Raw genomic sequence first — 18183 nt, 5'->3', positions numbered from 1 at the left:
AATCCAAGGATCTCAATCAGATTCCTGTCTTAACCTCAGAAATCTCCTGCAAGGGGAGTTATCGGCAGAACTTATTTCGGCCACTTCTTCCGTCGTACTCCGGCCTGCAGCATAACTCGCTCGAACTCCGCAGCCGGATCGAGTTTCTGTCTCGGAGGAGGCTTGGGAGGCACCACTGGCGGTTTTGGCTTCTCTTTGACCTTTGGCAGCACGGCTTTCAGCTGAGCACGCAGATCCTGTTTCGGAGGAACCGATTCTTCGGGAAGCATGATTTTTAGCTGCTTGGGCTGCTTGCCACTGGAACGAGGCTTTTTCTTTGGAGTTGTCTTTTCCGAAATTGCCTTTTCCTTGGATTCAAGGGAATCGGCTTCCGCGACTCCAGCTAATTTCTGAATCCTGCTGTAAGTTTTCGACCAGGTTTGAGGATCGGAAGGTGTTGTAGGAACAGTAAGGCGTCTGCCGTTTGGCAGCTCCCATACGGCATGTTTATTGTGCCGGACTTTGGTTGCGCCCACTTTCTCCAGAAGATCGTGAACGTCTTTCCGTTCCGCACCCATATGATTCCTTCCTTACAGGATTCTCCAGCATGTGCTCCTGCGCCTTAAAGCAATTTCAGCTTATTGGATCTTTTCATGTTTACTTATGTGCAGATTTCCCTTCATCCCGATGCGCGCAGAACAGGTACGTCCGGAATCCTGCATAGAGCGGCCAGCACCAATGTTGATTAGTCCAGAGACACCTCGGATTATTCTGGCTTGTGCTCTTTCACGAGCGGCTACGCATACACAAGATTTTTGTTTGACAGCAGACGACTTCTGAAATAAGGTCGTTGTTAGATGCAGAGCCACCGCCATCATCGTCATCACCACCATCATCATGTGATGAACATGTCGGCGTGCCACTGCGGCCTAAACTAAAAGGCCTCAATCCCAAGATTCCAAAGGAGCCCGCCGACGCTAACGTCGGCGGGCTTTTTCATTCCCCCGACAAAAGCCAAGCGGAAAAGAGAATAAGTGAGCGATACAGCAATGAAGATCGATTTCGACAAGCTGGACGGCCTGGTCCCGGGGATCGTCCAAGACGCCAAGAGCGGCCAAGTCCTCATGGTCGGCTTCCTAAATCCCGAGAGCTATCAAAAGACCCTGGATTCCGGCTTCGTCACCTTCTGGAGCCGTACCCGCAAAAAGCTCTGGATGAAGGGTGAAACCAGCGGAAACCGTCTGCGTATTATCGAAGCCTCCACGGATTGCGATAACGACACCCTGCTCTTCCGTGTCGAGGTGGAAGGTGACGGTCTGGTCTGCCACGAAGGTACTGTCTCCTGCTTTACCAAGCCCATCGCCCTGAATGGAAAGGAGACCCGCTAATGGCTAACAAACTTCGCCTCGGCATCCCCAAAGGCAGTCTCCAGGACGCAACAATATCTCTCTTTCGCCGTGCAGGCTGGAGCATCTACGCCGACGGCCGCTCCTACTTCCCTTCTATCGACGACTCCGAAATTGAGTGCATGCTAATCCGCGCGCAGGAGATGGCCCGTTACGTTGATCACGGCGTACTCGACGCTGGCCTGACCGGAATTGATTGGGTTGTCGAATCCGGTCTCAATCTAACCAGTGTTACCAGTTTGACCTACGCGAAGCAGAGCCGCCGCAAGGTCCGTTGGGTTCTGGCCGTTCCGGAATCCAGCAATTTCCAGAAGGCTGAAGACCTGGAGGGCAAGATCATTGCCACCGAGCTTGTCGAAGTCACCAAGAAGTACTTCTCCAGCAAGGGCGTAAATGTAAAGGTCGAGTTCAGTTGGGGCGCAACCGAAGTTAAGCCTCCGATGCTCGCCGATGCCATCGTCGAAGTTACCGAAACCGGCAGTTCTCTGAAGGCGAATCATCTGCGCATCATCGATACGGTCATGGAGAGCGAAACACACTTGATCGCCAATCCCTCCGCATACGCCGACCCATGGAAGAAGGAAAAGATCGATTCCCTGGCACTGATGCTTAAGGGTGCAATCGCTGCCCAAGGGCAAGTTGGACTCATGCTGAATGTGGAGAAGAAGAACCTGAAGCAAGTCCTCTCTGTGCTACCCGCACTAAATGCTCCGACTGTCTCCGAACTCAGTAACTCGGAGTGGGTAGCAGTAAATACGATTCTCGAAGAGAACGTAGTACGCGACGTCATTCCAAAACTCAAGGCTGCGGAAGCTACCGGAATCGTGGAATACCCACTGAACAAGGTAGTTCTGTAGCAAGAGATATTTGGGGCTTCTCGCGATCGATGTAGCGGTATACGGGAAGCTTCCGGGTAAAGACAAGGGTTATCTCAGCTTCGCAATAATAAAGCTGGGATAACCCGCAGATCTCCTTACGCGAGACAAGTGAAAATGAGACTGATCAGAACCAGTGGCCGCAATGCAGAGGAAGCAGAGCAACTGCTTAAACAACTCGAACGGCGCAGTGGAGCAACTCTCGATACGGTAATGCCGGCTGTCACAAAGATCGTTGCCGACGTCCGAAAGAATGGCGATCGCGCCCTGAGAAAGTACGCGACCAAGTTCGACGGACACACGAAACATACTTCCTTACAAATTAGTCGCGAAGAAATGCAGCAAGCCTGGGAAGAAACTCCTCAGAAGCTTCGTGACTCCATCCGACGCGCAGCTGACAACATCCGGGCCTTTGCGGAACGCCAGCTTCCACAAGATTGGACCTTTACTCCCAGTGATGGGCTAAAAGCCGGTGTTGCTATCCGTCCGCTGGAGGCTGCCGGATGCTATGTTCCCAGCGGCCGTTATCCTTTGCCCTCAACGCTGCTCATGACAGTCATCCCCGCACAGGTTGCAGGCGTAAAGCGCATCGTCGTAGTCTCGCCGAAACCGGCTAGAGAAACGCTGGCAGCTGCAGCACTTTTGAATGTAGAGAATTTCTATCGCATCGGTGGAGCGCAGGCTGTCGCAGCCCTTGCCTATGGGACAGAGAGTATTGCACGTGTCGACCGCATCGTTGGTCCCGGCAATCTTTACGTCACCGCAGCAAAGAAGCTTGTAGCCTTCGATTGCAGCATCGATATGTTGGCAGGACCGACAGAAATCGTCGTCACGAGTGAAACGGGAGACGCTGCAGCAATTGCATCGGATCTGGTAGCACAGGCTGAACATGATCCGGAAGCACTACCGATATTTGTCACAACATCGGCAACGTTGGCAAAAGAGGTCATCTCGGAAACGAAGCAGCGCATCAAGACGAATCCCATTGCAAAAGAATCCGTCCTCCGTAACGGTATCGTCTTTCTAGCCAAGACCGTTGATGAGGCAAGGTCGATTACCAATCGTCTGGCACCGGAACACTTGACCGTCGACACGGCAGCCGACCTCAAATGGGTGACCAATGCAGGTTCGGTCTTTGTCGGAAAGTATTCGCCGCAACCGATGGGAGACTATGTCTCCGGTCCGAATCACACATTGCCTACCGGGGGAACAGCACGTGTGCGTGGAGGATTGAGTGTTCTGGATTTCGTCAAAGTCATCACAGTGCAGCAATACACGCAAGCAGGTTTGCGCCAGCTTGGTCCTGTCGCTATTGCATTAGCAGAAGCAGAAGGACTGAAAGGACATGCCGAAGCTATTCGTACAAGGGGGATACGTGCCTGAACCAGCCACACTATCGACACCAGCTCCACGTGCTCGCGTTCGCCAGATGAAGGAGTATCACCCTCCGCTAGGTAGCCGCGACTCACTAAGACTGGACTTCAACGAAAATACACTGGAATGCTCGCCGTTAGTATTGAAGGCATTGGCCAATATCGCAGCCCAGATTGTCACAAAATATCCGGAACGCGAATCTGTCGAGGCCAAGGTAGCCACATATCTCGGTCTTACTCCAGCGCAAACAGTTCTTACGAACGGAGTCGACGAGGCAATCCACGTTCTCTTCGAGACCTTTCTGGATGAGGGCGACGAGCTTCTGCTTCCCATACCTACGTACACGATGTACGAGGTCTATGCGTCCGCAACAGATGCAACCGTAAAAACGGTACAGGCAGACGAAAGCTTCGCTTTCCCTTATGAGAGGCTCCTCGCTGCCATTACGCCTAAGACAAAGCTGATTGCCATTGCCAATCCCAATAGCCCTACCGGATCAATCGCTACCCGGGAGCAGATTCTGGAGATTGCAACCCGGGCACCTCAGGCGATTGTGCTGGTCGATGAGGCGTACTTTCACTTCTACGGAGAAACCGTTGCCGACCTAATCGGCAAGATCCCGAATCTGATGCTGACTCGGACCTACTCCAAAGCCTATGGACTCGCCGGACTCCGCATCGGTGTTCTGGCTGGAACAGAAGAAGCGATGCGGTGGATTCGCCGGGTACTTTCTCCGTACAGTGTCAATTCGATGGCTCTCGCTTGTCTGCCCGCAGCATTACAGGATGAGACTTACCTGAATTGGTATGTCGATCAAGTCACCGTAGCCCGTACAGAATTCAAGACAGTTCTGCAAGAAATTGGCCTACGCTTCTGGCCCTCGCAAGCCAACTTCATTCTGGTCTACATCGGAGAAAAGCATCGCCAATTCGCACAAGAGATGCAGAAACGCGGAGTCCTGGTTCGCGACCGCTCGGCAGACCCGGGATGCGACGGCTGTGTTCGCATCACCATTGGAACAAGGCAGCAAATGCAAGTTGCACACGAAGCTCTATCGGCATCATTAACTGCTATTGGATGGGAGAACAAGCGCTAGATGGCAACAAAGAAAGCATCACCTCGAAAAACCTCCCCAGCAACAAAGAAGCGCACTGCATCGCTTGACCGGAATACCACCGAGACGAAGATTTCTCTCCGTCTCACGATTGAAGGAAGCGGAAAATACAACGTCCATACCGGCATTCGCTTCTTCGATCACATGTTGGAGCTCTTTACCCGGCATGGAGCCTTCGATCTCGATCTCCAGTGCAATGGAGATTTGGACGTCGATCAGCACCACACGGTAGAAGATGTGGGCATCGCTCTCGGAGAAGCCTTCGATAAAGCCCTGGGAGATAAAAAGGGCATCCTTCGTGCCGGATACTTTCTGATGCCAATGGATGAGACGCTGGCAATTGCAGCAATCGATTTAAGCGGTCGCCCGGCCTTTGCAGTCGATACTAAGGTTCGTGTACGGCTGGTGGGAGATCTTCAGTCCGAACTGGTAACCGACTTTTTCGAAGGATTTGCCCGCGGTGTTCGCGCCAACGTCCACATGAAGGTAATGTACGGCCGCTCGAACCACCACAAGATCGAAGCCATCTTTAAGGCATTTGCGCGTGCCCTGCGAGTTGCCTGCTCCAAAGATCCGCAACTCGGTGAAATGCTGCCAAGTACTAAGGGATTGCTTTAGTACCACGGCTCTATATCAGGAGACTCCATTGATCGCCGTTATCGACTACAAAGCTGGCAATCTGACCTCAGTCATGAAAGCTCTTACTACTTTAGGAGCCGCTGCGACCGTTACCGCAGACCCCACTGTTGTGGCTTCCGCAACAAAAATCATTTTGCCTGGAGTAGGTCATTTTGCCGCAACCAAGCTTCTCGACGATGCCTGTCTTACAGACGCAGTTCGAGAAGCAACTACACGTGGAGTTCCTTTTCTCGGAATCTGTGTTGGCTTGCAATGGCTCTTTGAGGGAAGCACAGAAGATCCGGATCAGCGCGGTTTTGGCGCCTTTCAGGGACTGTGCGAGCGATTCCCTTCGGGCATCAGAGTTCCACACGTGGGCTGGAATTCTATTCAAGTAACCCCAGGTTCCAGGTTGATGAAAGGAATTCAAGACGGAGAATACGTCTACTACACTCACTCCTACCGTGCCCCCGTGGTCCAAGGCACAGTGGCAGTTACAGAGTATGGAGGTTCCTTTACTGGCGCTGTAGAACGCGACAACATCATGGGAGTCCAATTCCACCCCGAAAAATCCAGCAAGACCGGGATGCGTGTTCTGCGCAACTTCTTGGAGATCTAGAACGATGCTGACCAAACGTGTAATCGCGTGCCTGGACGTCAAGGCCGGACGTGTTGTCAAAGGTGTGCAATTTGTAGACCTGATCGATGCCGGTGATCCGGCTGCTCTGGCTGCCCGCCATGCAAAAGAAGGCGCTGACGAGATTGTCCTGCTCGATATCACCGCGACACATGAGGGACGTGGAACGCTGCTAGAGACGGTACGAAGAACCGCTCGCGAGCTCTTCATTCCCTTCACTGTCGGCGGCGGTATTCGCACGGCCGAAGATGCTTCTGCCGTATTCGATGCCGGAGCGGACAAGGTCAGCATCAACTCCGCGGCGCTCGCACGCCCTGAGTTGATTGACGAAATCGGACGAAGCTTTGGCGCTCAAGCCGTCATTGTCGCTATCGATGCCCGGCGCAGTCCTGATGCTACAGACCCGATAGCGGAGGCTGAGGTCTATGTCCATGGAGGCCGCAAGCCCACTGGACGCAAAGTGCTCGACTGGGCCCGCGAGGCAGAGGAGCGCGGCGCGGGAGAGATTCTGCTTACCTCGATGGACTCGGATGGAACACGAGCAGGCTTCGATTGTGAGCTGACAGCGCGGGTAAGTGAAGTTGTGCAGATTCCCGTAATTGCCTCTGGAGGAGCCGGCACAGCTGCGCACTTCGTCGAGGTCTTTGATCGCGGTAAGGCTCATGCTGCCCTTGCCGCCAGTATCTTCCACTTCGGTATTTCCAGCGCTCGCGATCTGAAGGAGCAACTGGCTTCTGCCGGAGTGCCAGTGAGGCTTCCATGCTAATTCCTTCAATTGATCTGATGGGTGGGCGCATTGTTCAACTCGTTCAGGGAGAAAAACTAAAGCTTGCTTTCGATGATTTCGAATACTGGATTAATCGCTTCGCAGCTTACCCGGTGGTCCAGCTCATTGATCTGGATGCTGCTATGCGTCAAGGAGACAACCGCACGCTGATCGAAAAGATCGCCAGCCGTTTGCCCTGCCAGGTAGGTGGTGGCATTCATAACGTGCAGCGCGCAAAGGAGGTCCTCGATGCAGGAGCACGGCGCGTGATCGTAGGATCCTCGCTCTTTCGCGCGACAGCGGCACCGACGTTGGTAAATACGGACTTCGCAGCGGAATTATCTTCCACTGTCGGAGCAAACCACATCATCGCAGGAATCGATACTAAGCAGGGACGGGTCGCCGTAAAAGGTTGGAAGGAGCAGGTCGCACTTACGCCCGATGAGGCAATCGCCGAGCTGGAACCCTACTGTGAAGCATTCCTCTATACCCATATCGATAGGGAAGGTACGATGCAGGGATTTCCCATCGATATTGCGGAACGGCTGAAAAAGAAGACCTCTCGCCAGCTCATTGTCGCCGGAGGTATTCGAGAACAGAAAGAAATCGATGCCCTGGATGCAATGGGTATTGATGCCGTCTCGGGAATGGCTGTCTATACCGGAACACTGAAGGCCTGAGTTCGCCCACTATAACTGCGGTATCAGCTTCTCCGATTTTCAAGCAAGCGCCGGTCATACCGGCGCACCATCCAGCCAACGACAGCAAATATCATGGCAATCGCGGCAGTAAGAATCGCGTGGCCGGTATTGTGGCGAATCTTCGAAATTAATGCTTCGATTCCCCACCCTGCAGCTAGAACAAACCAGATAAGTGCTCGCATGCTTGTATCAGCATATCGTGATCGAGGGCATCTCCAGATTGAACTCACTTCAGCGCTTATTCTCTGTAACTGCCTCATTTAACTGCAGTCGGGAGGCACGCAAGACTCTGGCAATCTGTTTCAGGTGCAACTGCACAGCATAGAGCCGGAGTATCTCTTCCAGAGGCACATTCTGACTCTGTGTGCGACCTTCCGCAATCCGGGCGTCAAGAGCAGCAATATCGGCTTCGAGGTCAATACCTTCCGGTGGAATATCAAATCGCCAGTTGCTCGCGCAATTTGCAACGTGAAGGAAACCGGTTTTGGTATCTCCTACCAGTTTCCCTAATTCAGGCTCCAAACGGCGGCCGAACTGATCACTATGGCTCTCTCTCACGGAAATTTCCAAGGCCAGCAACGCGGCATATAGAGCCCGTGCGTACTCGGCTAACAACGAAAGACATTCGATAGCAGCGGGACCAATTGCAGGTTCATGACGCGCCGCACGAAGCAGCTGCTCATTGGTTCGCAGCAACAGACCGGTAGTCGTCTTGGCCTCCTGTAGATTCTCGGCGGGAGTATCGCGGAAGCCCAACATGATCGTTTCAAAGAAAGTTCCAAGTGACCGGTAAGCCTGGGCCAGCCCCTCTTGAAGGTGCTCGCGTGCCCGTCGGGGCATTACTACGGCCGATACGATCAAGGCAACGATGATGCCAACGAGAACTTCCAAGAATCGATTGAGAGCGATGTGCCAGTGGGAAAGCCTCGGACCATGTTGCTGAACCATCATCACGATGGTGATCGTCACTCCCGCTAAACGGGAGCTCTCTTTTAGATTCAATAGCCCGCACAGAACCATGGCCACCAAAACAGTGAGTCCGTAGACTTCCGGTTGCGGACCTACGAGCGATCCCACGAATCCAAGCAGTGCGCCGATTGTGGTCCCAATAAAACGGTTACGCGAAGCCGTTACGGTTGAACCTACATCCGATTGCAAAACGATAACAGCGCTGATACCTGACCAATAGGCTTCATGCAAATGAAAGAGAGATGTGATCCAACAGCTCAACGCAGCCGCTAAGCCAGTCTTTGTTCCTTGGATTAGCAGGTTTCGATGCTCTTGCGTGATCAGGCTAATTTTGCGGCGCATTCTAGTGTGCCAACCTTTTGGATAATTCTTGGAGAAAGGGTCTCAATTGTTTGATGTTTCCTCTTTTCTAACATGTGTTGTTTACTCTGACCTGTGACGGCTACCTCACTTGATCCCGGCTAAAACCTCTCAGGTACCGGACCCTCTTGGCCACGCCTTTTTAGATGAACAATTTGTAAGAAATCTAAAGGCGCTGCGAGTTCGTCATAATACATATCTGAGGAGTTCATGTTCCCATCCCATCGAAATAAGTTTCTCGTCATTGTTCTGATTCTGTTCTTCCTCTCTGGATCTCGGCTTCACGCTCAGGAAGAAGCTGTTTCCACGTCCCCCCCATCTCCGAGCTCGATTGGCGCATCATTTCCGGACGCCCCCACCGTGGCAGAGGCTCAACAGCCAGCCTCCACATCGGCATCCACTACTCAGCCGACGGCTCCGGCGTCAGGGCAGCAGACCAGCCGCATTCTCGGAATAATTCCGAATTTCCGTTCTGTTTCGGCAGACACTAAGCTCCCCCCGGAATCGACAAAAGAGAAATTGGTCCTCACACTTCAGGATAGCTTCGATTATTCGGCCTTTCTCTTTGTAGGCATTCTGGCTGGAGTCAGCCAGGCACAGGATTCCTACCCCGAATTCCACCAGGGAGCTCCAGGATATGCCCGCTATTACTGGCACTCCTTTGCTGATAACGTTGCAGGAAACCTGATGACGGAGTTTGCCCTGCCGACTCTTACTCGCGAAGATCCCCGCTACTACACAAAAGGTCACGGCGGCATCATCAAACGCACAGGCTATTCTGTATCCCGGCTCTTGATTACACGGACAGACCAGGGTAATCCGACGCCGAACTTCTCAGAGGTGATTGGGAATGGGGCTGCGGCTGGAATATCGACACTCTATTACCCAAGCCGCGAGCGGACATGGACAAAGACAGGTCAGAAGTGGATCTTACAGATCGGAATCGATGGGTTTTCCAATCTGGTGAAGGAGTATTGGCCCGACATCAACAGCAAAATCTTTCATACCCACTAAAGACATTTCCCCCAAAAGGTAAACCGAGCACAAAGCAGAACCGGCAGGGGCAGATATAGCTCCGCTTCCCATATGCGCAGCACGCCCGTGTAGCATGAAAAAAGCGATTTTTCCCGAGGTGCTGCGACAATGATTCGCGTCGGTTTACCTGATTCCGTTGATCCCAAGTTCTTCTCTCTTTTCCCTTCCGAAGCGCAAATCATTCCCCTTCCAGACACCCTGGATCACCCGGTTGAAATCGATCTTTGGATTCCGCCGTTGTATCCCGCTCCGGCGAAAGCAATCTTCCCCCACTTAAAGGGAATTAAGGTTGTGCAGGGCCTCTGGGCAGGTGTGGATTGGCTTCTCCAACTGGTGGGACCCAAGATAACGGTTTGCGATGCACAAGGCGCGCATACTCGAGCCACAGCCGAATGGGCGATCATGGCGATCCTGGCTTCCCTGAAGTACATGCCGTTTTATTTCGACGTGCAGCGCTCGGAAAAATGGTCGCGTCGATTTGAAGCTCCGGAACGATTCAGCGCCATGCACAAACAATCGCCACCAAGTTACCCCCCGGTGCTTCTTGAGGACCTCTCCGGTAAGAAGGTGCTCATTATTGGCTACGGTGCTATCGGAGAGGCTATCGAAGACAGACTGAAGCCCTTTGAAGTGGAGATCGTTCGTGTAGCTCGAAGCGCTCGACGAGAGCCACCTGTACACCCGGTATCGAATCTCCATAGCGTATTGCCGGATGCAGATGTTGTTGTCCTGATTGTCCCGCTTACAAACGAAACCACAGGGATGTTTGGGCGTGCTGAATTTGCCTTACTGAAGCAAGGCGCATTACTCGTCAATGCCGCACGCGGACCGGTGGTAGATACCGATGCTCTAGTAGAAGAGCTCAATGCTGGCAAAATTAGAGCGGCTATCGATGTGACAGACCCGGAGCCGCTTCCAGCCGGACACCCTCTCTGGAGCGCGCCCAATCTACTGCTAACCCCGCACGTCGCGGGCTCTACAGGACAATTTATGCCGCGAGCCTTACAGATCGCTGCCGATCAGGTTCGTCGTCTGATAGAAGGACGGCCCTTACACAATATCGTTTCGAATGGATATTAGAGCATTTCCCGAAAAGATGTAGACCCGAAGCAATAGAAGTGGGCGTGGCTTTCCACCAAAGAAAGCCGCTCTTCACGTTACTTGACGACAAGAGGGCCACGTTTTTAATCGTGGCCCTCTTTCGATAAGAACTGTGTTATTTCGTCGGCCATTCATCGACCACAATGCCCAGATCATTCAAGGTCTGGATTGTAGCTTCGACATTGCGTCGTATTTGCAGTCTTAACTTCTTGTCCGTTGTGGGGCCTTCAGCAACTGCAATCACTCGACCATAGGGCCATGCTTTTACTGGAAGTGCCGTCAGAGCCGACGGTAGATCTGCAATTCGAATATCCAGATCCTGACGACGAGCTCCGGCTGGACGCAACATCCCGCCTTGCCCTATTTGGCTGGGATTAGCATCGGGCATTACAACCCGCATCTTAATGACATCGGTACCGACGCTCAAAAATGGATTTTGCCAGGTATCGGGAGTTCTTACATCGATATATCGACTCTTTGTCGGTGGAGGAATCTTTTCCAGCTGCTGGCGATCATTCTCACGGCCCTGTGCGGCGGCTCGCGCCTGCAGCCTGGCCTCCTGCCGGGATGTCGGAGCATCTTGTTTGGAGGAGGAGCGAGAACAACCTGAGATACATAAAGCAGCAATAACGAACAAAGGCAAAGAGCGAGAAATACGAGTCACGATTGCAAGCATACCAAGGACTGAAGCAATTTCAGCGTAGATGTACCCGAAGCTACACGGATCGCCCAGGCCTCCTCTGAGGAGACCTGTTTATAGCTTATTTGAATGCAAGCCCCTATTGCGGAACTCCGCCAGTCCAAAGTCCTCCTCTAGAAGGATTATGAATTCAGCTGTGCGCGTGCAATGGCATCGAGAACCCCATTCAGGAAGTTAATCGACTCCGGCGCAGAATAACGACGGGCAATCTCCAAAGCCTCATTGATAACAATGGGAAAAGGGGTACCGCGAAAACCGATCATCTCGGCAACTGCCAGTCGAAGCACATTGCGGTCTACCGCCGGCATACGAACCAACCGCCAATTGGCCGAGTGTTTTTCGATAATTGTGTCGATTTCTTCTTCGCGAGTTTTCGCTACACGAAAAAGGTCCTCGGCAAAGCCACGCACATCGGCATCAACCGTTTCGCGGGCCTTCCAGAAAGTATTGCGAACTTCTTCAGGGGATTGCTTGCCCATGTCGGCCTGAAAGAGCATTTGCATGGCAAGTTCGCGGGATTTGCGTCTTGAACCGGCGACGCTCATGCAACCCCGCCGGCAGGTTTGCCCAATTTCCGATGCAGCGAAACCATTTCAATTGCGGCTACCGCGGCTTCAAACCCCTTATTTCCTGCCTTAATACCAGCACGATTCAGGGCCTGCTCCAAGGTCTCGCAGGTCAACACACCAAAAGAGTGAGGAATACCGGTCTCCTGCTGCGACTGCCCTATGCCACGGGAAACTTCGTTGTAGATTGCCTCATAATGCGCAGTTTCTCCACGAAGCAGGCAGCCAAGGGTAATAATCGCGTCATATTGTTTCTTCTCTGCCAAAGCACGGGCAGCAGAGGGAATCTCCCAAGCCCCGGGAACGCGAACAATCTGAATATCGCTTTTGACAGCGCCACTACGGCACAGTGCATCCAGCGAGCCCTGCAAAAGACGGTCTGTAATAACTGCATTCCAACGGGCAACAACAATTGCAAACCGCATGCCCGCAGCGCTCAAATCGCCTTCGATTGCGACTGGCTTGCCTTGCAAAATATCGGTCCATTCCCAGAAGGCGATTCGCAGGCCGGGAACAGGTTCAGCTTCGAAAGAACGAATCTTCTCTGCTTCGGAAACCGGCGTAATGCGTCCGGTAGCCTCCCCCCAGGTTGAGCTTAGCCACTGCTGTACCGAGGAATAAACGGCGTCCAGCTCCGTAACTTCCACTTGAATTCCGGATTTCGGAGATTGAGAGCCATCCGCGAATTGCAGATTTCCCGTTGGGGCCAAGAAAGAGGGTCCCGAAATCGGGCCCTCTTTTCCTGATTCAAATCCCAGCCCGGAGAAGAAACTGGTTAACTTGTCATTCGCCGCAGAAGAGGCAGCGGAGTGCAAGACGGTAATACCCTTGATCATTTGATTTTCTTGCCCTCGCTCATTTAGTTAGCTGCACGCGGATAGGCCCAAATTACAGTCGGCGCCACAGCGACTCCATTGTTGTCCAGTAGTTTGGGACTAATCTGAGTGGTGTCTTTCAGGGTCGATGTGTTGATGTAGTGAACCATGTTGTCCCCTGAAGTCCCGACGAAGAATATCGAATTGTCCGGGCTAAACGTACCGCCAACAGGTGCGGTTGCGGTACCGGATATGGTCACGTTTCCGACTGTGCCGATTGAACCGACAGCACCAGGCTTGTAGTACGGCAGTACAGCACCGGTTGAACTCGGCGTGGCGTAGGCCTGATTGTTGCCGTCCAGGAAGTTGTATGTAACGAAGGCCAACGAAGAGTTTGTCGCTGCCACCAGCTGATTGACGATCGCGTTATAGCCTGCAGGCTTCGTGATCGAGAAGGAAGTCTGCTGAACCGTCGAGGAGAACTTCAGCGCACTCGTCACACCATTCGTAGCAGGGCATATTCCCGACGGGGATGAAGAGCTAATGTCGAATCCGAGATTATTGATACCGATGTCGTACAGGTTCGTAGTCTCGGCTGTTGCAGCAGTATTGGTGTTTACCCAAGTACCAAGGATATGAAGTCCATCAGATGTCGCTGCGAGATGATCCGTGGCAACGCCCACCGTATCGGCCGATGGATAAGCTGCGCCGGTTGTGTTATCCCAGCAGTAGCCACGGGCAACAGTCGACGTTGTACCTGCGAAATAGGCTCCAGCATGAGGAACCGTAATAGCGATGTCCCCTGCACTTCCAGATCCCGAGAGATCGTAGGTATGCCATCCGGTGAAATTGTTATAAACGAAAAGCTTATTGGCATAACTTCCGCTGCCCAGGATGTATAGAGTCTTGCCATCCGGGGTCCAAGCGGCCTTAGAGCCAACGCCACCGTAGGTAGAAAAGGTCTTTCCGGAAACGTTGTACAAGTAAAAGACCTGTCTGGCCGAGGTTTGATCGTTAATCAATACCTGTGAATTATCGGGAGAGACAGCCAGAACAACTCCGGGGACATTCGTGTCTTCCGAAGAGAGGCTGTTGGTACTCGCGCTGTAGACCATCAGCTCACGGTAGCTGCCGAAATAGAGGCTGGCTCCCGTCTGGTCGAGAATCATGGAATTCGGCATGTAAGGCAGGCGCACAGGGCTGCCAACAGTACCAGCAAACACGTTCACAGGCACAAAATACTGTGACTGATTCGGACTGCCAATCCACAGATAGGAACTGGAATTACCATCTGCCGTCACATGGATCGGATTGGAAACGATCGGAACACCAGTTCCCCCTAACTGACCGACTTTGTCGAGAGGAGAGGGGTTGCAGTTCGACGGTTGGCAGAAAGCATAAATATTTGCAGTCCCTGGGTAGGTGCTGCTGAGAACGCCGCTTGAGGAAACAGTGATGTTCCGTGGAATGGTCGATGTGTAGTCGAGCGTCAAACCACTGATGGTCTTGTTGTTCCTATCGATTGCCTTCGAATTCAGATTTTGAGAAACACCATTAGTGATCGTTCCCGTGGTCGTCCCATTGGGCAGTGCCAGGGAGAACTGCACCGGCGAACAGACGGAGAAATATCCGGCAGTCGAGCTAACCGATGAGAGCGTAGCACTGATCGCTGTAGAACCCGGCAGCTTCGCCGTAATTTTGCCGGTTTGGTCAATTGAAGCGACGTTCGAGTTTACCGGCGTGTAGCTCAAAGAACCAATGACATCGGTACAGGAAGTTATTATATTTCCCTTTGCGTCCGTTATTGGACACAGCAAGCTACTTGTTCCGTCTGCATTCGCAGAATATGCCGAGACACTCAGTGTCTGGGTATCCCCTTGAGAAATACAGGATCCTGTTGCAATGCTTGCAGTATTCGTAAGCTGCAGGCTGGAAATCGGCGGATGAATATAGACCGGAATCTTATTCGAGCTGACGCCCGCGCCATTCGCCCAGAGGTGAACAACACCTGTCTGCTTTGACGGCGTGCAAACAGTGTAGTCCGGCGTACCGCCAGCGCTGTTCTTGTTCCAGGTACCGGCGCAGATCGATCCACTGGGAGAAATGTCTGCCAAATTCGGATTGTCAGTCAAATAGGTATAGTTGCTAACGCTAGCTGAGGCACCAGTACAGTCGGCAGCAGTTGGCGTGGTCACCGTGCCCGTTTGCCCATATGCCAACGAGATGCCCTGAACCGGGGTCAGGGAAATCGTGTAGACAGTTCCCTTCTTCGTGCCATACCCAGTGTTTTGGCAATAATTCGCATCTGGGTTACTGGTGCAACCGGAAATCGAGATACCAACTGGGAGTGCTAGTGCAAGCAAAACAGCAAAGGTAAAAAACCGCCGCATGAAACCTCCCCGCAAGACGTCAAATCGCCCAGCGGATGATGAACCTTGTCAAAAATACCAAATGGTCCGAAAAAGAAGTGTATCAGGCAGACCGGGACGTTTTCACGCTTGGGACCATTCAAAACGAATTCAGCCCAGGTAACCTTGCCCTTTAAATACAACATCCTGGTCATCTGTCGGTGACGACCAGGATCCGATAAACGATCAGAAGATGCTCAAGCTCACTCTCCGTTAGCCGGCATATATTTCTGGAACCACTCCAGGGCTCGTTCAAGCACATCCCGGCGATGGTCCATCGACGCAAAACGATGGCCTTCATTTGGATAGACGACCAACTGTGTCGGAACGCTAGCAGCCCGAAGTGCATGCCAGAACTCAAAAGATTGGGGAGCCGGGCACTCCCCATCTCGGTCTCCCACGACAACCAGGGTGGGAGTCTTTGCCTGTTTAATAAAATTAATCGCCGAACTCTTGGCATAAACCGAGGGATCGTCATAGACAGAAGCGCCGAAGTAGGGCTTCATCCATTGATCAATTGAGTTCTCCCCGTAATAACTCAGCCAGTCGGAGATTCCCGCCCCGGCAACCGCCGCCCGGAAACGATGGGTCTGCGTGACGGCAAACATCGTCATAAAGCCCCCATAGCTCCAGCCCGTCAGGCCAATTCGGTCCTTGTCTATCGGATGAGAGGCCTGAACAGCGTCCATGCCTGCGAGAATGTCCCGCAGATCCCCATAACCAAAGTCTTTGCGATTGGCAGCAGCAAAAGCCTCACCCTGGCCAAAGCTGCCCCGGGGATTCGGCAAAAGAACAAAATATCCAAGATGAGAAAAAGCGAGCGGGGTATAGCCGACTCCCGGCCAGCCAGGCATCTCGGCAGAGGCCGGTCCCCCGTGCACATAAACAATCATCGGATACTTCTTGGAGGAGTCGTAGTTCAGCGGATAAACGAGCCATCCCTGAATTTGAAAGCCTTCGTTGGTCCATTTGACCGACTCCACTTTTCCCCAGGACGGCCTCAACCCGGCATTTCTCTGGGTTACCCGCTTCGGACTCCCGGAACTCAGTATCCAGACCTCTTCAGGGGTCGAAAACGAACGTTTCATGAAGGCAAACGTAGAATGGTCGCGAGAAGCCGACAGGCTTAAATGCATCAGCCCATCCCCAATCGAGGCCGGTTCCTGGAAGAGAGGAGAGTCGAAACGACCTCCATCGAAGGTCACCTGCATCCGAACCAGACGACTATCGCCAGCGGCAAGCTCCGTCACCAATAGATGGGTATCGTCCTGCCATTCCATCCAAGCAGGGCTCGTCGGCCGGTCGGTGGTGAGATTTCTAGGAGTACCACCATTTGCAGGGACCAGATAGATGTCTCCGCCCGTCGAGCCTTGATCGCTCATCAGACCGCCGATAAAGGAAATCTGCTTGCCATCAGGAGACCATCTGGGCACAGCGAGCTGCAGCCCATGAAGCGAACCACTCACTGTAACCGGATCGAGAATAGGATTTGCAGGTCCAGTCAGTTCCTGGGTATAGAGCTTTGCTACCCACCAGTTATTCTCGCCCGGAGGCGTTGCCGCAATATAGGCCAGATGCTTGGAATCGGGAGCCCAGTCATACTCATAGATGTGCAGATCTGCGGGAGTGACTTGGCGTAGCTCTCCCTTTTGCACATCGGCAATCGCAATTCTCTGAATTTCGACTCCATCCTCTCCTATAACGCCAGCTGGCGGCTTCATCGCAGCCAGGGCTCCCGAGGGTCTGGTTGCTCCCTCAACATAGAGAAAAGAAAGAGAAGCTCCATCCGGTGAATAGTGAAGACCCTCGACATAACCTTTCACGCTCAACAACCGCCTGAGAGCCGCACCGCTTGTTACATCTGCCAGATAAAGATCGGTCTTCTCCGATGAGGGGCAGCTCACAAAGAAAGCGAGCACTCGAGAATCAGGCGACCAGGCAAAATTTCCCTGCTCACATTGCCCCTCAGCCTTCTCACCGACAACAAGAGAGCGCACCTCCGATAAGTTGGCAACAGCCGCAATCTTGATGGTCTCTGTCCCAGCCTCCAGCCAGGCAATCCTGGCAGCATCCGGAGAAATAGCTGTCTGACGAAAGCCATGAGCTTTTCCTAGTTCGGCAAGTAATGCTGTAATTCGCGGCTCCTTGGGCAATGCCGCAGAAGATGCCGAGGAAGAAGTGCCTGCAAGAGCAGGCTGCGCATATAGTCCTGAATTCAGGCAGAAAATCGAGCTGAAAACAAAGAAGGTAGAAAGGAATGCCCTCATGAGCGGATGCTAGCAGAAATGCCGTCTAAACAGACCTGCTTACCGACAATCCGGCGAAACAAGATTCGTCGTCCACCTAAAAAAGAACAGTTCTCTTGCAGATTAAGAATTCCTGGGATATTCTCCTGTCAATCACTGAGGGGAAGGTGTGACACGATCCAACGAACTACTCCAGGGAACACTCGACCTTCTGATCATGAAGGTAATAAGCCTTGAACCAATGCATGGATGGGCAATTGCGCAAAGAGTTCGCCAACTTTCGAAGGATGTTCTTCGGGTAAACCAAGGTGCACTATATCCGGCACTACATCGATTGGAACATCAGGCCTGGATTCAGGCTGAGTGGGGAGAATCGGAGAACAATCGCCGTGCAAAGTACTACTCATTAACAAAGGCCGGAAGGAAACGGCTGGAAGCGGAAGAAGAATCATGGGATCGGCTCTCAACAGCGGTCCAAGGGGTCCTGAAAGCAATCTGAAAGCCTCTAGACGA

Annotated in this window: 19 protein-coding genes; 11 read left to right on the top strand and 8 right to left on the bottom strand. The window is 52.8% G+C overall.

Annotated elements, in window-relative coordinates:
- Positions 1-71: 71 nt before the first annotated feature.
- Positions 72-557, bottom strand: a complete 486-nt coding sequence (locus AC6I7T_RS18415; RefSeq protein WP_497788902.1) for a hypothetical protein — start codon at positions 555-557, stop codon at positions 72-74.
- Between the two features lie 471 nt (positions 558-1028).
- Between AC6I7T_RS18415 and hisI the strand changes: the two genes are divergently transcribed.
- The 8 genes from hisI to AC6I7T_RS18375 all read left to right on the top strand — a co-directional run bounded on the left by hisI (position 1029) and on the right by AC6I7T_RS18375 (position 7449).
- Complete coding sequence (hisI, locus tag AC6I7T_RS18410; protein WP_497794620.1) at positions 1029-1367, top strand: phosphoribosyl-AMP cyclohydrolase; 339 nt, start codon at positions 1029-1031, stop codon at positions 1365-1367.
- A complete protein-coding gene (gene hisG, locus AC6I7T_RS18405; protein WP_497788900.1) occupies positions 1367-2242 on the top strand; it encodes an ATP phosphoribosyltransferase in 876 nt (291 codons plus the stop codon). The genes hisI and hisG overlap by 1 nt, the downstream gene beginning before the upstream one ends.
- Before the next feature lie 135 nt (positions 2243-2377).
- On the top strand, positions 2378-3643 hold the full coding sequence (hisD, locus tag AC6I7T_RS18400; protein ID WP_497788898.1) for a histidinol dehydrogenase: 1266 nt from the start codon (positions 2378-2380) through the stop codon (positions 3641-3643).
- Entirely contained in the window at positions 3606-4730 is a 1125-nt protein-coding gene (gene hisC, locus AC6I7T_RS18395) for a histidinol-phosphate transaminase (protein WP_497788897.1), read from the top strand. Before hisD ends, hisC begins: the two co-directional genes overlap by 38 nt.
- Positions 4731-5366: an imidazoleglycerol-phosphate dehydratase HisB gene (gene hisB / locus AC6I7T_RS18390; protein ID WP_497788896.1), complete on the top strand. Its 636-nt coding sequence runs from the start codon at positions 4731-4733 to the stop codon at positions 5364-5366.
- A gap of 28 nt (positions 5367-5394) precedes the next feature.
- Positions 5395-5985, top strand: coding sequence for an imidazole glycerol phosphate synthase subunit HisH (hisH, locus tag AC6I7T_RS18385; protein WP_497788894.1), 591 nt, complete (start codon positions 5395-5397; stop codon positions 5983-5985).
- A 4-nt stretch (positions 5986-5989) separates the two neighbouring features.
- A complete protein-coding gene (gene hisF, locus AC6I7T_RS18380; protein WP_497788893.1) occupies positions 5990-6769 on the top strand; it encodes an imidazole glycerol phosphate synthase subunit HisF in 780 nt (259 codons plus the stop codon).
- Complete coding sequence (locus AC6I7T_RS18375; protein WP_497788891.1) at positions 6763-7449, top strand: 1-(5-phosphoribosyl)-5-[(5-phosphoribosylamino)methylideneamino]imidazole-4-carboxamide isomerase; 687 nt, start codon at positions 6763-6765, stop codon at positions 7447-7449. Before hisF ends, AC6I7T_RS18375 begins: the two co-directional genes overlap by 7 nt.
- A gap of 23 nt (positions 7450-7472) precedes the next feature.
- Here the strand turns inward: AC6I7T_RS18375 and AC6I7T_RS18370 are convergent, their stop codons facing one another.
- Positions 7473-7652, bottom strand: coding sequence for a hypothetical protein (locus AC6I7T_RS18370; protein ID WP_497788889.1), 180 nt, complete (start codon positions 7650-7652; stop codon positions 7473-7475).
- A gap of 49 nt (positions 7653-7701) precedes the next feature.
- Entirely contained in the window at positions 7702-8781 is a 1080-nt protein-coding gene (locus AC6I7T_RS18365) for an FUSC family protein (protein WP_497788888.1), read from the bottom strand.
- Between the two features lie 228 nt (positions 8782-9009).
- Here AC6I7T_RS18365 and AC6I7T_RS18360 point away from each other — a divergent pair, with 228 nt between their 5' ends.
- Both AC6I7T_RS18360 and AC6I7T_RS18355 read left to right on the top strand, forming a co-directional pair.
- On the top strand, positions 9010-9813 hold the full coding sequence (locus tag AC6I7T_RS18360) for a hypothetical protein (RefSeq protein WP_497788887.1): 804 nt from the start codon (positions 9010-9012) through the stop codon (positions 9811-9813).
- 129 nt (positions 9814-9942) lie between these two features.
- Entirely contained in the window at positions 9943-10914 is a 972-nt protein-coding gene (locus AC6I7T_RS18355; protein WP_497788886.1) for a 2-hydroxyacid dehydrogenase, read from the top strand.
- A 136-nt stretch (positions 10915-11050) separates the two neighbouring features.
- On the opposite strand, the gene AC6I7T_RS18350 is transcribed toward AC6I7T_RS18355, so the two are convergent.
- From AC6I7T_RS18350 to AC6I7T_RS18330, 5 genes are all read right to left on the bottom strand, one after another.
- A complete protein-coding gene (locus AC6I7T_RS18350) occupies positions 11051-11599 on the bottom strand; it encodes a hypothetical protein (protein WP_497788884.1) in 549 nt (182 codons plus the stop codon).
- 158 nt (positions 11600-11757) lie between these two features.
- A complete protein-coding gene (gene nusB / locus AC6I7T_RS18345; protein WP_497788883.1) occupies positions 11758-12180 on the bottom strand; it encodes a transcription antitermination factor NusB in 423 nt (140 codons plus the stop codon).
- Positions 12177-13037 (bottom strand): 6,7-dimethyl-8-ribityllumazine synthase, encoded by an 861-nt coding sequence (ribH, locus tag AC6I7T_RS18340; protein ID WP_497788881.1) that lies wholly within the window; start codon positions 13035-13037, stop codon positions 12177-12179. Before ribH ends, nusB begins: the two co-directional genes overlap by 4 nt.
- 23 nt (positions 13038-13060) lie before the next feature.
- Entirely contained in the window at positions 13061-15406 is a 2346-nt protein-coding gene (locus AC6I7T_RS18335; RefSeq protein WP_497788880.1) for a hypothetical protein, read from the bottom strand.
- Positions 15407-15627: 221 nt separating this feature from the next.
- Entirely contained in the window at positions 15628-17691 is a 2064-nt protein-coding gene (locus AC6I7T_RS18330; RefSeq protein WP_497788879.1) for a S9 family peptidase, read from the bottom strand.
- A 148-nt stretch (positions 17692-17839) separates the two neighbouring features.
- Here AC6I7T_RS18330 and AC6I7T_RS18325 point away from each other — a divergent pair, with 148 nt between their 5' ends.
- Positions 17840-18169 carry a PadR family transcriptional regulator gene (locus AC6I7T_RS18325; protein ID WP_497788878.1) on the top strand — a complete coding sequence of 110 codons (330 nt, stop codon included), beginning with the start codon at positions 17840-17842 and terminating at the stop codon, positions 18167-18169.
- Positions 18170-18183: the final 14 nt, after the last annotated feature.

The sequence above is a fragment of the Humiphilus diazotrophicus genome (genome assembly GCF_059726315.1).
This window is presented reverse-complemented; position numbering and strand designations above follow the sequence as displayed.

Excerpts from the sequence above, each read along its gene's own strand:
- nusB (WP_497788883.1), bottom strand. The coding sequence starts at position 12,180 with ATGAGCGTCGCCGGTTCAAGACGCAAATCCCGCGAACTTGCCATGCAA.
- AC6I7T_RS18375 (WP_497788891.1), top strand. The coding sequence starts at position 6,763 with ATGCTAATTCCTTCAATTGATCTGATGGGTGGGCGCATTGTTCAACTC.
- AC6I7T_RS18335 (WP_497788880.1), bottom strand. The coding sequence starts at position 15,406 with ATGCGGCGGTTTTTTACCTTTGCTGTTTTGCTTGCACTAGCACTCCCA.
- hisI (WP_497794620.1), top strand. The coding sequence starts at position 1,029 with ATGAAGATCGATTTCGACAAGCTGGACGGCCTGGTCCCGGGGATCGTC.
- AC6I7T_RS18330 (WP_497788879.1), bottom strand. The coding sequence starts at position 17,691 with ATGAGGGCATTCCTTTCTACCTTCTTTGTTTTCAGCTCGATTTTCTGC.
- AC6I7T_RS18355 (WP_497788886.1), top strand. The coding sequence starts at position 9,943 with ATGATTCGCGTCGGTTTACCTGATTCCGTTGATCCCAAGTTCTTCTCT.
- hisC (WP_497788897.1), top strand. The coding sequence starts at position 3,606 with ATGCCGAAGCTATTCGTACAAGGGGGATACGTGCCTGAACCAGCCACA.
- AC6I7T_RS18415 (WP_497788902.1), bottom strand. The coding sequence starts at position 557 with ATGGGTGCGGAACGGAAAGACGTTCACGATCTTCTGGAGAAAGTGGGC.
- hisD (WP_497788898.1), top strand. The coding sequence starts at position 2,378 with ATGAGACTGATCAGAACCAGTGGCCGCAATGCAGAGGAAGCAGAGCAA.
- AC6I7T_RS18365 (WP_497788888.1), bottom strand. The coding sequence starts at position 8,781 with ATGCGCCGCAAAATTAGCCTGATCACGCAAGAGCATCGAAACCTGCTA.
- hisB (WP_497788896.1), top strand. The coding sequence starts at position 4,731 with ATGGCAACAAAGAAAGCATCACCTCGAAAAACCTCCCCAGCAACAAAG.
- hisF (WP_497788893.1), top strand. The coding sequence starts at position 5,990 with ATGCTGACCAAACGTGTAATCGCGTGCCTGGACGTCAAGGCCGGACGT.
- ribH (WP_497788881.1), bottom strand. The coding sequence starts at position 13,037 with ATGATCAAGGGTATTACCGTCTTGCACTCCGCTGCCTCTTCTGCGGCG.
- hisG (WP_497788900.1), top strand. The coding sequence starts at position 1,367 with ATGGCTAACAAACTTCGCCTCGGCATCCCCAAAGGCAGTCTCCAGGAC.
- AC6I7T_RS18360 (WP_497788887.1), top strand. The coding sequence starts at position 9,010 with ATGTTCCCATCCCATCGAAATAAGTTTCTCGTCATTGTTCTGATTCTG.
- AC6I7T_RS18370 (WP_497788889.1), bottom strand. The coding sequence starts at position 7,652 with ATGCGAGCACTTATCTGGTTTGTTCTAGCTGCAGGGTGGGGAATCGAA.